The sequence below is a fragment of the Micrococcus sp. CH7 genome (assembly GCF_001595485.1).
Classification (GTDB): Bacteria; Actinomycetota; Actinomycetes; order Actinomycetales; family Micrococcaceae; genus Micrococcus; species Micrococcus luteus.
On the sequence record NZ_LOSQ01000029.1, the window covers coordinates 38,669 to 51,623 of the forward strand.

Consider the following 12,955-nt stretch of genomic DNA (forward strand, 5'->3'; position numbering starts at 1 on the left):
CTCAGGACCTCCGGGTCAGCACGGCGTGGCAGGCGTCGGCGAACTCCGCCCGGACCGTCTCGTCCAGGGGCAGGGCCGCGATGCGCTCGCGGGCGCGGACGGTGAGCTCGGCGGCGACGTCGAGGGCGTGCTCCCGGGCACCGGCCGCCTCGAGGGCGCGGCGGGCGGCCTCGATGTCCGCGGGGGTGGCCGGGCCCGCGTCGAGCAGGGCGCGGACGGCGGGGATGCGGCGGCCGTGGGCGGTGAGCACGGTGGCCTTGCCCTCGCGCAGGTCGCCGTCGGCGGACTTGCCGGTCTCCCCGGGATCGCCGAACACGCCGAGGACGTCGTCGATCACCTGGTAGGCGGCGCCGAGGTCGGCGCCGGCCTCGCCCATCGCCCGGGCGAGGTCGGGATCCGCCCCGGCCAGGAGGGCGCCGGCGCGCAGGGGCGCGCCGACCGTGTAGTGCGCCGTCTTGAGCCGTTGCATGGCGAGGATGCGGTCGGGATCGGGCTCCTCACCGGTGTGGCGGGACAGCCCCAGGAGCACGTCCTCGAGCTCGCCGGCCGCAGTCACGGCGGCGGCGTCGAAGACGACGGCGGCGGCCTCGGCGGCCCGGGCGGTGTCGGCGGCACAGGTGGCGGCGAGCCGGAACGCCTGGGTGAGCAGGACGTCCCCCGCGATGAGGGCGACGGCGACCCCGGCGTGGGCGGCGTCCGCGGCGGGCACCCCGCGGGCCTCGAGGCGGTGCCGGGCGGAGGCGTGCACGGCGGGCTGGCCGCGCCGCAGCACGTCCCGATCGATGACGTCGTCGTGGACGAGCAGCGCGGTGTGCAGCAGTTCGAAGGCGGCCCCGAGTCGGTCGACGGCAGCGCGGCCGGACGGAGGGACCGGGTCGGCGGTCGCCAGGCGCCAGCCGAGCTCGACGAGACGGGGGCGGATGAGCTTGCCGGCGCCCACATGGACGTGGAGCGAGTCGAGCAGCTCGGCGAAGGCGGCGGATCCGGGTGCCTGGGCCGCGGCATGTCGGAGCGCGGCGTCCAGCTCGGCGGTCACCCCGGAGAGCGCGGCCTCGCCGCCCGTCCTCGCTTCACCCATGGCGCCTCCTCGGTGGCGGACACGACGCGGCACCGACCGCCGCATCTGTTCGACCGTCTAACTTCTGGACGCAGAAGACACTACGGGCCTCGCCGGTCCCGCGTCCATGCGCGGCGGTCCCGGGCGGCGCGATCTCACGACGCACGGGGCCGCCGTCGGGATCAGGCGTCGGCGGACGCCGTCTCCAGGGTGATCTCCGGGTCCACGATCTGACCCTCCCACTCACCGGAGACCCCGTACACGACGCAGTGCTTCTCGTCGGTGCCGTAGTTGCCCAGCTCGGAGGAGGTCAGGACGGCCCCGTTCAGCTGGTCCTCCTTCTCCTCGCTCAGGCGCTGGGCCTGGGCGGTGCAGGTCTGGGCGGCGGCCGGGTCGGCCTCCTCGCCCTCGGCCACGGCCGGCACGGCCCACAGGTACTCCGCGGTGTGGGCGCCCTCGCAGTCGGTGGTCTCGAAGGAGGACAGGTCACGGGCGCCGAGCGGGGCGGTGAAGCACGTGCCGGCCTCGTAGTCGGCCGGGGCCGCGGACAGCGACGACGCCGAGGCGGACGACGACTCCGCACCCTGCGCGGACGCGGAGGCGGGCGCCGTCGTCGAGGCGGACGCGTCGGCGTCGGACGAGTCCTGACCGCCGCACGCGGTGAGGGCCAGCAGCGCGGCAGCGGACAGGCCGGCAAGACGGGCGGAACGGGACAGGGCGGCGAAGGCCATGGGGGTGCTCTCCTCGAGTGACGTGGGACGCGCCGGGGTGTGGCGCCGACCTCAGCACTCTAGCCACGCCCGGCCATCAGGATCGGGCCGGGGTGACATGGCCCACATCTGATGGGCGGCCCGGCTCGCCTGCCACACTGAGAGGCATGCAGACCCCGGCCACGCCCTCCCCGCACGACCACCCCTCCCCCGTCGCCCGACCGTGGATGGCGGCCTCGGACGTCCCGGTCGCAGGCCCCGACGACGTCGAGCGCGTGGTCCTGCTGTCCCCGGCGGGCGAGGCCGTGGGCACGGAGGCCAAGGCCACGGTCCACCGCCGCACCGAGGACGGCGGCACGCCCCTGCACCTGGCCTTCTCCTGTCACGTGTACGACGAGGCCGACCGGTTCCTGCTCACCCGCCGGGCGCTGGGCAAGGCGGCGTTCCCCGGGGTGTGGACCAACGGGTTCTGCGGGCACCCCGGCCCCGGCGAGTCCCCCGCGGAGGCCGTGCTGCGCCGCGCCCCGCAGGAGCTGGGCGTGGAGGTGTCCGACGTCGTCGAGGTGCTCCCCGACTTCCGCTACCGGGCCGCGGACGCCTCCGGCATGGAGGAGCACGAGATCTGCCCGGTGTTCCGGGCCCGGATGCACGGCGACCCCGCCCCGGAGCGGGACGAGGTCGCGGAGTGGTGCTGGGTGGAGCCGGCCGATCTGGCCGCCGCCCTGGCCGCCGTCCCCCGGGCGTTCAGCCCGTGGCTCGTGGAGCAGTGGCAGCAGGGGGCGTTCGACCCGCGGTGAGCGGCCGGCGCGGCGACGCCGCGCGGGCCGTCAGCGGCCGTTGACGTCGTCGAGGTGGGCGGCGGTGGACTGCACGGCCTCGTCCTGCCCCGGCTCGGCGTCGCCCTGCTGGCCCTGCTGCTCCTCGGCCAGGCGGCGGACCTCTGCGATGTCGAGGCCCTTGACCTGGTCGAGCAGCTGCTCGAGCGCGGTGCCCGGCAGGGCGCCGGCCTGGGAGAACACGAGCACGCCGCCGCGGAAGGCCATGAGCGTGGGGATGGAGGTGATGCCGGCCATCGCCGCCAGCTGCTGCTGGTCCTCCGTGTCGACCTTGGCGAACACGACGTCGTCGTGCTTCTCCGAGGCGGCCTCGAACACGGGGGCGAACTGGCGGCACGGGCCGCACCAGCCGGCCCAGAAGTCCACGAGCACGGTGTCGTTCTCGGCGACGGTGGAGCCGAACTCCTCCAGGGTCAGGTCCTTGGTGGCCACGGTGGGTCCTTTCGTCAGCGGGGCCGACGCGCTCACGCCGGCGATCGTCCTGCCGACTACAACGGACACCCCGCCGCACCTATTCCGCCCCACCCCGCTTTCGTTCGGGAAACGGCGGCGTGTCCCGGCACTTTCGTTCGGGAAACGGGCGCCTTCCACGCACTGTCGTGGCCGAGACGGGAGCCGTCGTCGTCGCTTCCTAGACTGACCGCATGACCGCCACTACCGCCCTGCCCCTGCTCGTGCTCAACGGCCCCAACCTGAACCTGCTCGGCACCCGCGAGCCCGAGGTCTACGGCACGGCCACCCTCGACGACGTCCGTGCGCTCACCGAGGCCCGCGCGGCCGAGCACGGGCTGACCGTGGACTTCCGACAGTCCAACCACGAGGGCGAGCTCATCGACTGGATCCAGGAGGCCCGCACCTCCCACGCTGGCGTCCTCATCAACCCCGCCGCGTACTCGCACACCTCCATCGCCATCCGGGACGCCCTCGCCGCCGTCGACCGGCCGATCGCCGAGGTGCACATCTCCAACGTCCACCGGCGCGAGGCGTTCCGGCACCACTCGCACGTCTCCGCCGTCGCCGACGTCGTGATCGCCGGGGCGGGCGTCCAGGGCTACGCCCTCGCCGTCGACTGGCTCGCCGCGGCTGTGCGCCGCTGAGCGCTGGTCAGGGCCCGCCTGGCCGTGCCTAGGGTCGGTGGTACGAGCCGGTGGCCACATCAGGGCGCCGGCACCCGACGACGAAGGAGTCACGCCATGGGCACCCAGGATCCCCGCGCCCGTCTGCTCGAGAAGCTCGCGAAGGTGAACGTCTGCATGCTGACCACCGCTGAGCGGGACGGCACGCTCGTCACCCGCCCGATGGGCCTGCAACAGGCCGAGGACGGCGGCACGCTCTGGTTCCTCACGCGCGCCACCTCCGACGTCGCCGCGGACGCTCCGCAGCGCCCGGTCAACGTCGCCGTGCAGGACAAGGACTTCTGGGCCTCCCTCGCGGGCCACGGTCAGCTCGTCCGCGACGACGCGCGCAAGAAGGAGTTCTGGAACCCGGCCACCGAGGCCTTCTTCGGTGAGGGCTCGAGCCCCGAGGATCCGCAGATCGTGCTCGTGCGCGTGGACGTGCAGACCGCCCAGTTCTGGGAGTCCCCGGGCGCGGTGGCCACCGCCGTCGAGCTGGTCAAGGCCAAGGTCACCGGCGGGACCGCCGAGCCGGGCGACAGCGAGACCGTCCGCTTCTGACGGCGCTCCCCGACGCCGGCCCCGCGGCTTGCCCGAGGACGGGCCGGTGGGCGCCGCGCGCGGGGCCTCGGCAGGTCAGTCGACGTCCTCGGCCGCCAGCTGGCCGCATGCGCCGTCGATCTCCTTGCCACGGGTGTCGCGCAGGGTGGTGGGGATGCCGGCGGCGTTGAGCCGGTCCACGAACTCGCGCGTCACGTCCTTCTCCGAGGCGGTCCAGATGGAGCCCGGCGTCGGGTTCAGCGGGATCGGGTTCACGTGCACCCAGCCCTTGCCCCGGGCGTTGAGCTTCTTGGCCAGCAGGTCGGCGCGCCACGCGTGGTCATTCATGTCCTTGATGAGCGCGTACTCGATGGACACCCTGCGCCCGGTGGCCACGAAGTAGTCGTACGCGGCGTCGATCGCCTCGTCCGCCTTCCAGCGTGAGTTCACGGGGATCAGCTCGTCGCGCAGCTCGTCGTCCGGCGCGTGCAGGGACAGCGCGAACGTCAGCGGCACGCCCTCCTCGGCCAGCTTCCGGATGGCCGGCACCAGGCCCACAGTGGACAGCGTGATGTTCCGCGCGGACATGCCCAGACCCTCGGGCGAGGGGTCCACCATGCGGTGCACGGCGGCCATCACGCGCTTGTAGTTGGCCAGGGGCTCACCCATGCCCATGAACACGACGTTGGTGACGCGGTCGGCGTCGTGCCCGCCGTCCTTGCGCTTGCCGCCCAGTCCGCCCTGGGCGATCACCTGGTTGGCCAGCACGATCTGCTCCACGATCTCCGCCGTGGACATGTTGCGGGTCAGCCCGGCCTGGCCCGTGGCGCAGAACGGGCAGTTCATCCCGCAGCCGGCCTGGCTGGACACGCACAGCGTCACGCGGCCGGGGTACCGCATGAGCACGGACTCCACGAGCGCGCCGTCGAACAGCCGCCACAGGAACTTGACGGTGTCCCCGCGGTCGGTCTCCATGCGCCGGACCTCGGTGAGCAGCGGCGGGAAGAACGCCTCCGCGATCGCCTCCCGCTTGTCCTTGGGCAGGTCCGTCATCTGCTCCGGATCGGTGGTGTAGTGCTCGAAGTAGTGCACCGAGAGCTGCTTGGCGCGGAACGCCGGCAGCCCGATCTCCTTGGCCTTCTCCTGCCGCTCCTTCAGCGTGAGGTCGGCCAGGTGCGTGGGCGGCTGGGAGACGCGCGGCTGCTTGAACTGCAGCTGCGGTCGGCCGTCCGGGCCCATCGGCTGGGTCCAGCCCTCGGTCTTCGGCATCACCTGGGGGCGCTCGGCGGTGGCGGCCTCGCGGCGCTTGGGCGCGGAGAGCTGGTGGCCGACGCCGGCGCGGCGCATGCGCTCTCGGTCCTCGGCGAGCTGGCGCGCCTCGGACTCGTCGATCAGGCCGCGCTCGGGGCGGCCGAGGGCCGGCTTGCCGGCGCGGTCCCTCTGGCGGTTCGGGGTGGGCTTCGATCCGGGGCGGCGGGGCTGGTAGTCAGACATCGGCACCATTCTCCCAGACGGGGCGGACTTCGCGGCGGGTCGCCTCCACGTCGACGGCGCCGCGCGGCTTTCGCGTCCGGGGCAGCCCCCGCAGGACCCAGCGGACGACGACGCCGCGCACCGTCGCCGGCAGCGGCCGGTACACGGTGCGCGCCAGCCCCCAGAGGCGTGCCTCCCGGACGGAGTCCCGCCCGCTCCAGGACCAGCCGAGGCCGGCGCGCACGCGCCCCGGGAGGAGACCGGCGGTGACGAACCGGGCCAGGGGCAGGGCGGCTCGCAGCGGCGCGGGGACGCCCTGGCCGGAGAACAGGTCGGCGGCGACCCGCCGCGCGTCGTCCGTGACCTCGAGCCGGGCCACCCGGTCGTCCCAGTAGTCCGCGAACGCCGCGCGGTCGACCGGCCAGGCGGAGGCGGGGACCTCGAGGCTCGTGGCGAGCGGGGCGTACCCGCTGTAGAGGCGGTCGGCGTCCTCGGCGTCGAGGGCGCCCCACATCCGGCGGCGCACCTGCTCCCCCATCGCATAGAGGGTGGCGGCCACCCAGAGCTGGGCGTCCGGGTCGGCGGCGTCGTAGGGGTGGCCTCCGGCGTCGACCCCGCGGACCGGGCGGTGCGCCGCCCGCACCCGGTCGACGACCGCGTCTCGCAACGGCGCGGCCTCGGGGAGGGTGACCGCGTAGATGTAGGCGAGCGTGTGGCGGAGCCGGCGCATCGGGTCCTCGGTGAACCGGGAGTGGACGGCGACGCCGGCCCCCACCGGCCGGTGCGCCACCTGGAGCAGGATCGCCGCACCGGCGCCGGCGAGGATCACGGCCTCGCGGGCGAGGGCGGCCGCGGAGGTCGGGGCGGAGTGGCGGTCGGGGCGCATGGTCCCAGCCTCGCACCGGACCGGGCGGAGGGGCAGGGAGCCAAGATGAACGGTGCCGTTCACCTTCTGTTCATCTTGCTGTTCGCCTGCCGCTCGTGGCACCTCGATCCGAAAACCGCATGATTGCGCTGATTTTGCGCCATCCAGGCATGTGTGGCGGAGTGCCTCAGGTCACGTTGGTGAACACGGAGTTGCACTCTGGGAGGAAATCTGTAAACTTGTTCACAAGCAGTTCACCTAGCGTTTACGGAACGCGAGGTCGGGACTCCACCGAACTCATCACCCGCGGCCCCGCCGCGACGATCCGCCGGACTCGTGGTCCGGCAACCGAAGGAGGTGCTCACCGTGAGCATCAACACGACCAGCCACCACCTGCCCACCGCCCCGAGCCCCCTCATGCAGCGCCACGTGCTCCAGCGCGTCGAGGAGACCCTCCTCCGCCGCTTCGAGGGCACCGTCACCGCCGAGACCGTCCGCTCGGTCGTCCGCGAGGTCGTCGCCGACCTCAAGCGCGGCGCCCGCATCACCACCTTCCTGCCGGCCCTCGCCGAGCGCGAGGCCACCCGCCGCCTCCAGGCCACGACGCCGGCCCACGAGGCCATGGCCGTCGCCGCCTGATCCCCCACACCGACGCGAAGACCCGTCGGCCCGCCCCGCGAGGGGCCGTGGCCGGCGGGTCTTCTCGCCTCCCAGGACGCTTTCGTTCGGGAAACGGCGGGCCCCAGCACGCTTTCGTTCGGGAAACGGCCGGCCTCAGGACGCTTTCGTTCGGGAAACGGCGTCACCGCTCCTTGCTGACGATGTCGTCCGGCACCTCCGCTCCGGAACGCCGTTCCATCGCCGCCCACGCGAATCCGGCGTGCGGCGCCGTTTCCCACACCAAAGCACCGCGACACGCCGCCATTTCCCGAACGAAAGCGCGACCGGCACGGGAGGCCTCAGTCCTCGGCGACGCCCAGCGCTCGGCGCATCGGCAGGAACTTGGCCCGGATCTCCGTGACCTCCTCCTCGGGCACCGCTCCCGGGACCATCCCGCCCCCGGCCTGCAGCCGCACCCCGCCGGGCACCTGCTGGCCGCAGCGCAGTGCCAGGGCGATCTCGCCGTCGCCGTCCTGATCCAGCCACCCGACCGGCCCGGCGTAGCGGCCGCGGTCCACGGGCTCGACCTCCGCGATCACCCGCACCGCGTCCGGCGTGGGGGTCCCGCCGACGGCCGCCGTCGGATGCAGCGCGGCCACCACGTCCAGCACGGTCCCCCGCCCATCCCGCAGCCGGCCGCGCACGGACGTGGCCAGGTGGTGCACGTTCGGCAGGGTCAGGACGGTGGGCGCGGGGTCGTCATCGGCGAGGTCGACGACGGGCGCCAGCGCGTCCAGCACCGACCGCGCGGCCCAGCGATGCTCCTCCGCCAGCCGCGGATCAGAGGCCAGCCGCTCCCGCAGCGCGGCGTCCTCCTCCTCGTCCGCGCCGCGCGGCATGGACCCCGCCAGCACCCGCGAGCCCACGAGCCCCGCGTGCCGCGTGGCAAGGACCTCGGGCGTGGCGCCCAGCAGCCCGCCGACGGCGAACACCCAGGTCTGCGGGTACTCGCGGCGCAGCTCCCCGATCGCCCGCCACAGGTCGGCGTCGTCCGCGGGGACGGTCATCGTGCGGCTGATCACGACCTTCGCCAGCTCCCCGCCCGAGTCGGCCATCCGCGTCAGCAGCTCGCGCACCCCGGCCGCGTAGCCGGCGTCGTCCCAGGCACGGTCGGCGACGCCGGCGGGCAGGGGCACCGCACCGTCGGCCAGCAGCCGGGCTCCGCGGTCCGCGGCGACGGCGGCTGCGAGCGCGTCCGCGTCCACGTGCTGGGCCACGTCCCGCACGCCGGACGGCGTGGCGCGGCGCAGATCCGCGGGGATGCGCAGGACCGCGGGCTCAGGCGAGTCATCGGCGAAGGTCGAGGAGATCCAGCCCCGCAGCGGGGCCGTCGCGTCCGGTCGCCCGGCGACGGCGGCCTGCCACAGCACGGAGAGCCGGCGGAGCCGGTCGGTGCCGTCCAGGAGCACGGTCCAGCCGCCCTCGCCCCGCCACGCGTCGTCCCCGTGCGCCCACAGCACCGCCCGGGCGAACGGGGGGACGGCGGCCTCGGGGGTCCCGGTCGCGGAGGTGCCGAGGTCCGGGAGCAGGGAGCGGACAGACATGGCCCCATTCTCTCCCACCTCGGCGGACCCCCGCTCCGGGCCCGGGCCTCGGCCACCGCCCCGACGGCGGCGAGCGGCGTCGTCGGGCGCGGAGGGATCCCGTCAAGGCTTGCGCCGGCACACCCGACGTCGCAGGGTGGGGGCACCCGTTCACCTCGCGTTCAACCGACCGCCTTCCCCGGAGGACTCGCATCATGGCCCCCATCCCCCCGGACCCCCACGCCGATCACGCACCGGCGGTGGACGACATGCCGCTGGACACGACGGCCGCGCCGGACATCCCCGCCGCGGTGGACCCCGTGCCGCACGGGATGGCCGCGCACGTGCTCGAGCGCGAGGTCGGGCCGCTGATGGCGCGCTTCCCCGGCGTGGCCGACGAGGCGACGGTGCGTCAGCTCCTGTTCGACTCCTACGCCGAGCTCGCCGAGACGAGCCGCCACCCGGAGATGCTGCCGACCATCTCGGTGCAGCATGCCGCCTCGCGCCTGCGCGCCAGGGCGATCAACCAGGGCAGCATCGAGTCCCGCCACCCGCGTGTGCTGTTCGTCTGCCACGGCAACGCCGGCCGCTCGCAGATGGCCGCGGCCCTGCTCGAGAACCGCACCCACGGCGAGGTCAGGGCCCGCTCGGCCGGCACGGAGCCCGCCGGCGAGGTCATCTCCACCGCGTTCGAGGCGATGAACGAGATCGGCATCCCGCTGCACCACACGTACACCAAGGGCCTGGACCCGGACGTGCTCCGGGCCGCCGAGATCGTGGTGCTCTTCGACGGCGCGGACCCGTTCGAGATCCCCGAGGGCGCGCAGGTGCAGAAGTGGTCCGTGCCGTCGATCCGCGGCATGAGCCTCGAGCAGGTGCGCGGCGTGCGCGACGCCCTGGACCTGGAGGTCCGCGGCTTGATCGCCGATCTGGGCGAAGCCGCCACCCCGCTGCCGGAGGAGGGCACCCGCGTCGGCCGACCCCTTGACCCATACCCCCCTGGGGTATAGAACGGGGGTATGAGCACGGACAGTACGACGACGGCGCCCGCCGCCGCCTCGCCCCTCCTGTCCGCCGCGGCGGACGCCTGCGACGGCCACCGGCCCCCGCACGAGGTCCACCGGGACAAGGCGAAGCACCTGGCGCGACTGCGCCGCATCGAGGGGCAGGTGCGCGGCCTCCACCGCATGGTGGACGAGGACGTGTACTGCATCGACGTCCTCACGCAGGTCGCCGCCGTCACGAAGGCGCTGCAGTCCCTCAGCCTGAACCTCACCTCGGAGCACCTGCGTCACTGCGTGGCGGAGGCCGCGGTGCAGGCCGAGGCGGAAGGCCGCACCGAGCTCATCGACGAGAAGGTCGCCGAGGCGACGGCCGCCCTCGGCCGCCTGCTGCGCTGACCGGCGCCGTCGCCCACCCACCACCGCACGAGGAGCACGAGATGACCACCACCGACCTGAAGATCACCGGCATGACCTGCGGCCACTGCGTCGCCTCCGTCCAGGAGGAGCTCGGCGAGATCGCCGGCGTCTCCGCCGTGGACGTGGACCTGAACGCCGGGGGCGTCTCCACCGCCACCGTCACCTCCGAGGGCCCCCTCGACCCCGCCGCCGCGCGCGCCGCCGTCGAGGAGGCCGGCTACACGCTGGTGGAGGGCTGAGCCCCATGACCCACCCCGCCTCCTCCGCCCCAGCCGGCCCGCAGCCCGAGACCACCCGTCGCGTCGACCTGGACGTCACCGGCATGACCTGCGCCTCGTGCGTGGGTCGCGTCGAACGCAAGCTGGGCAAGCTCGAGGGCGTCACGGCGTCCGTGAACCTGCCGCTCGAACAGGCCACCGTCACCGCGCCCGCCGGCGTGTCGGACGAGGAGCTCGTGGCCGCCGTCGAGAAGGCCGGGTACGGCGCCACGGTGCGCCGTCCCGCCCCGCCGGCCGGCCAGGCCGGGCACGCGGCACACGCCGGGCACGCCCACACCTCCGACCACGGCGAGGGCCACGCCGCGGACCATGACGGCGTGGACCACCACGACCACATGGCCCACGGTCCGGGCGAGGACGTGCTGAAGCCGCGCCTGATCGGCGCGGCGGTGCTGACGGTGCCGCTCGTGTTGATCTCCATGGTCCCGGCGCTGCAGTTCCCGCACTGGGGCTGGGTCGCGTTCGCCCTGGCGGCGCCCGTGGCGCTGTGGGCGGCGTGGCCGTTCCACTCGGCGGCGTTCCGCGCGGCCCGGCACGGCTCGTCCACGATGGACACCCTCGTGTCCGTGGGCGTGCTCGTCTCCTTCGTGTACTCGGCCGTGGAGCTGATCCTGGCGCCGGACATGACCGCCCACGTGGGCGGGACCATGGCGGAGATGGCCCACCACAGCCTGTACTTCGAGACGGCCGCGGTCATCACCACGTTCCTGCTGCTGGGCCGCTGGCTCGAGGCCCGCGCCAAGCGTGAGGCCGGCGCCGCGCTGCGCGCCCTCCTGGACCTGGGCGCGGCCCAGGCCACCCTCTACGACCCCGAGACCCACGCCGAGCGCACGGTGCCCGCCGAGTCCCTCGCGCCGGGCGACGTCGTGCTGATCCGCCCCGGCGAGAAGGTGCCCACGGACGCCGAGGTGCTCGAGGGCACCTCGGCCGTGGACGCTTCCCTGCTCACCGGCGAGTCCGTGCCCGTGGAGGTCGGCCCCGGGGACGCCCTCACCGGCGCCACCCTGAACACCTCGGGCCGACTCGTGGCCCGCGCGACGCGCGTCGGCTCGGACACGACGCTCGCCCAGATGGGGCGGCTCGTCTCCGAGGCGCAGACCGGCAAGGCGCGCGTGGCCCGGCTGGCCGACCGCATCTCCGCCGTGTTCGTGCCGATCGTGCTCGGGATCGCCGTGCTGACCTTCGCGGTGTGGATGATCGTGACCGGCGACCTGCCGTCCGCGCTGCGCGCCGGCGTGGCCGTGCTCGTGATCGCGTGCCCGTGCGCCCTCGGCCTGGCGACCCCGGTCGGCCTGCTGGCCGGCACCGGCCGCGCCGCGCAGCTGGGCATCCTCATCCGCGGCCCCGAGGTGCTCGAGGACTCGCGCACCGTGGACACGATCGTGCTGGACAAGACCGGCACCGTGACCGAGGGCCGCATGGCGCTGGCGGACGTGCTCGTCCTCGACCCCGCTTTCGTGGCCGAAACGGGCGCCTCCCGGAGCGCTTTCGTTGACGAAACGGGCGCCTCCGGGAGCGTTTTCGTTGACGAAACGGCGCCGGACCGGGCCGCCGATGTCCTGCTGACCCTGGCGGCCGCCGTCGAGCGCGGCTCCGAGCACCCGATCGCCCGCGCGATCGTGACCGGCGCCGAGGAGCGCGGCCTGACCGTGCCCGGCGTGGCGGACTTCGCCTCCACGGCCGGCGGCGGCGTGTCCGGGCTGGTCGCCCTCCCCCACGACGACGGCGCCCTCGGCTCCGGCGCGCACGGCGCCGCCGGCCCGGATCCGGTCCGCGTGGCCGTCGGCCGCGGCTCCGTCCTCGAGACCGCCCTCGACGGCGGCATCCCCGCCGAGCACCGTGCCGCGTTCGAGGCGGCGGAGCAGGCCGGCGCCACGGCCGTGTGGGTCGCGGTCGGCGGCCGCGTGGCGGGCGTCCTGTCCGTGCGGGACACCGTGAAGGAGACCTCGGCGGACGCCATCGCCCGGCTCAAGGAGCTCGGCCTGCGCCCGCTGCTGGTGACCGGGGACAACGCCGCCGTCGCCACCCAGGTGGCGGACGCCGTCGGGATCCCGGCCGCGGACGTGGTGTCCGGCGTGCGCCCCGAGGACAAGGTGGACGTGGTGACGCGCCTGCAGTCCGAGGGCGCCGTGGTGGCCATGGTGGGCGACGGCGTCAACGACGCCCCGGCGCTCGCCGCGGCGGACATGGGCATCGCCATGGGCTCGGGGACGGACGTGGCCCGCGAGGCCGCGCAGATCACCGTGATGGGCGACGACCTGCACCAGGTGGTCCAGGCACTCGACCTGAGCCGTCGCACCCTGGGGATCATCCGCACCAACCTGTTCTGGGCGTTCCTCTACAACGTGCTCGGCATCCCGGTCGCGGCCCTGGGCCTGCTGAACCCGATGATCGCCGGCGGCGCGATGGCGGCCTCGAGCGTGCTCGTGGTGCTGAACTCGCTGCGGCTCACCCGCTACGCGCGCTGAGCCGGGGCG

14 protein-coding genes are annotated in these 12,955 nt (G+C 74.4%); 8 read left to right on the forward strand and 6 right to left on the reverse strand.

All coding sequences use genetic code 11. The features are described from left to right. Window position 1 precedes the first annotated feature (1 nt). Both AUV08_RS08195 and AUV08_RS08200 read right to left on the reverse strand, forming a co-directional pair. A complete protein-coding gene (locus AUV08_RS08195; RefSeq protein WP_010079993.1) occupies window positions 2-1,078 on the reverse strand; it encodes a polyprenyl synthetase family protein in 1,077 nt (358 codons plus the stop codon). 161 nt (window positions 1,079-1,239) lie between these two features. Next, window positions 1,240-1,788 carry a hypothetical protein gene (locus tag AUV08_RS08200; RefSeq protein ID WP_020626537.1) on the reverse strand — a complete coding sequence of 183 codons (549 nt, stop codon included), beginning with the start codon at window positions 1,786-1,788 and terminating at the stop codon, window positions 1,240-1,242. 146 nt (window positions 1,789-1,934) lie between these two features. On the opposite strand from AUV08_RS08200, the gene idi reads away from it, so the two are divergent. Further along, window positions 1,935-2,564, forward strand: a complete 630-nt coding sequence (gene idi / locus AUV08_RS08205; RefSeq protein ID WP_020626536.1) for an isopentenyl-diphosphate Delta-isomerase — start codon at window positions 1,935-1,937, stop codon at window positions 2,562-2,564. Window positions 2,565-2,594: 30 nt separating this feature from the next. Here idi and trxA read toward each other — a convergent pair whose 3' ends face one another. Then, a complete protein-coding gene (trxA, locus tag AUV08_RS08210) occupies window positions 2,595-3,035 on the reverse strand; it encodes a thioredoxin (RefSeq protein WP_051995255.1) in 441 nt (146 codons plus the stop codon). A 212-nt stretch (window positions 3,036-3,247) separates the two neighbouring features. Between trxA and aroQ the strand changes: the two genes are divergently transcribed. Both aroQ and AUV08_RS08220 read left to right on the forward strand, forming a co-directional pair. Further along, window positions 3,248-3,700, forward strand: a complete 453-nt coding sequence (aroQ, locus tag AUV08_RS08215) for a type II 3-dehydroquinate dehydratase (RefSeq protein ID WP_044659289.1) — start codon at window positions 3,248-3,250, stop codon at window positions 3,698-3,700. 96 nt (window positions 3,701-3,796) lie between these two features. Next, window positions 3,797-4,279, forward strand: coding sequence for a pyridoxamine 5'-phosphate oxidase family protein (locus AUV08_RS08220; protein WP_044659290.1), 483 nt, complete (start codon window positions 3,797-3,799; stop codon window positions 4,277-4,279). Between the two features lie 75 nt (window positions 4,280-4,354). Here AUV08_RS08220 and rlmN read toward each other — a convergent pair whose 3' ends face one another. Together rlmN and AUV08_RS08230 are read right to left on the reverse strand one after the other, a co-directional pair. Further along, the gene (gene rlmN / locus AUV08_RS08225; RefSeq protein WP_036384305.1) at window positions 4,355-5,752 is read right to left on the reverse strand and encodes a 23S rRNA (adenine(2503)-C(2))-methyltransferase RlmN; all 1,398 of its coding nucleotides are present in this window, start codon (window positions 5,750-5,752) and stop codon (window positions 4,355-4,357) included. Continuing rightward, window positions 5,745-6,617 (reverse strand): oxygenase MpaB family protein, encoded by an 873-nt coding sequence (locus tag AUV08_RS08230; protein WP_061866787.1) that lies wholly within the window; start codon window positions 6,615-6,617, stop codon window positions 5,745-5,747. Before AUV08_RS08230 ends, rlmN begins: the two co-directional genes overlap by 8 nt. A 345-nt stretch (window positions 6,618-6,962) precedes the next feature. Here AUV08_RS08230 and AUV08_RS08235 point away from each other — a divergent pair, with 345 nt between their 5' ends. Further along, complete coding sequence (locus tag AUV08_RS08235) at window positions 6,963-7,235, forward strand: three-helix bundle dimerization domain-containing protein (protein WP_223247481.1); 273 nt, start codon at window positions 6,963-6,965, stop codon at window positions 7,233-7,235. Window positions 7,236-7,555: 320 nt separating this feature from the next. Here AUV08_RS08235 and AUV08_RS08240 read toward each other — a convergent pair whose 3' ends face one another. Next, window positions 7,556-8,800: an isochorismate synthase MenF gene (locus AUV08_RS08240; protein ID WP_061866786.1), complete on the reverse strand. Its 1,245-nt coding sequence runs from the start codon at window positions 8,798-8,800 to the stop codon at window positions 7,556-7,558. A gap of 194 nt (window positions 8,801-8,994) precedes the next feature. On the opposite strand from AUV08_RS08240, the gene AUV08_RS08245 reads away from it, so the two are divergent. Genes AUV08_RS08245 through AUV08_RS08260 form a run of 4 tightly spaced genes read left to right on the forward strand, consistent with a single transcriptional unit; the run spans window position 8,995 to window position 12,946 of the window. Then, window positions 8,995-9,789 carry a low molecular weight phosphatase family protein gene (locus AUV08_RS08245; RefSeq protein ID WP_044659293.1) on the forward strand — a complete coding sequence of 265 codons (795 nt, stop codon included), beginning with the start codon at window positions 8,995-8,997 and terminating at the stop codon, window positions 9,787-9,789. Between the two features lie 9 nt (window positions 9,790-9,798). Next, window positions 9,799-10,179, forward strand: a complete 381-nt coding sequence (locus tag AUV08_RS08250; protein ID WP_061866785.1) for a metal-sensitive transcriptional regulator — start codon at window positions 9,799-9,801, stop codon at window positions 10,177-10,179. 41 nt (window positions 10,180-10,220) lie between these two features. Then, complete coding sequence (locus AUV08_RS08255) at window positions 10,221-10,439, forward strand: heavy-metal-associated domain-containing protein (RefSeq protein WP_061866784.1); 219 nt, start codon at window positions 10,221-10,223, stop codon at window positions 10,437-10,439. 5 nt (window positions 10,440-10,444) lie between these two features. After that, entirely contained in the window at window positions 10,445-12,946 is a 2,502-nt protein-coding gene (locus AUV08_RS08260) for a cation-translocating P-type ATPase (protein WP_061873182.1), read from the forward strand. The last annotated feature ends 9 nt before the right edge of the window (window positions 12,947-12,955 follow it).

Bases quoted from the DNA above. Each gene is read 5' to 3' on its own strand.
- idi (WP_020626536.1), top strand. From the start codon at position 1,935: ATGCAGACCCCGGCCACGCCCTCCCCGCACGACCACCCCTCCCCCGTC.
- rlmN (WP_036384305.1), bottom strand. From the start codon at position 5,752: ATGTCTGACTACCAGCCCCGCCGCCCCGGATCGAAGCCCACCCCGAAC.
- AUV08_RS08230 (WP_061866787.1), bottom strand. From the start codon at position 6,617: ATGCGCCCCGACCGCCACTCCGCCCCGACCTCCGCGGCCGCCCTCGCC.
- AUV08_RS08220 (WP_044659290.1), top strand. From the start codon at position 3,797: ATGGGCACCCAGGATCCCCGCGCCCGTCTGCTCGAGAAGCTCGCGAAG.
- AUV08_RS08200 (WP_020626537.1), bottom strand. From the start codon at position 1,788: ATGGCCTTCGCCGCCCTGTCCCGTTCCGCCCGTCTTGCCGGCCTGTCC.
- AUV08_RS08255 (WP_061866784.1), top strand. From the start codon at position 10,221: ATGACCACCACCGACCTGAAGATCACCGGCATGACCTGCGGCCACTGC.
- AUV08_RS08240 (WP_061866786.1), bottom strand. From the start codon at position 8,800: ATGTCTGTCCGCTCCCTGCTCCCGGACCTCGGCACCTCCGCGACCGGG.
- AUV08_RS08260 (WP_061873182.1), top strand. From the start codon at position 10,445: ATGACCCACCCCGCCTCCTCCGCCCCAGCCGGCCCGCAGCCCGAGACC.
- AUV08_RS08195 (WP_010079993.1), bottom strand. From the start codon at position 1,078: ATGGGTGAAGCGAGGACGGGCGGCGAGGCCGCGCTCTCCGGGGTGACC.
- AUV08_RS08245 (WP_044659293.1), top strand. From the start codon at position 8,995: ATGGCCCCCATCCCCCCGGACCCCCACGCCGATCACGCACCGGCGGTG.
- AUV08_RS08250 (WP_061866785.1), top strand. From the start codon at position 9,799: ATGAGCACGGACAGTACGACGACGGCGCCCGCCGCCGCCTCGCCCCTC.
- aroQ (WP_044659289.1), top strand. From the start codon at position 3,248: ATGACCGCCACTACCGCCCTGCCCCTGCTCGTGCTCAACGGCCCCAAC.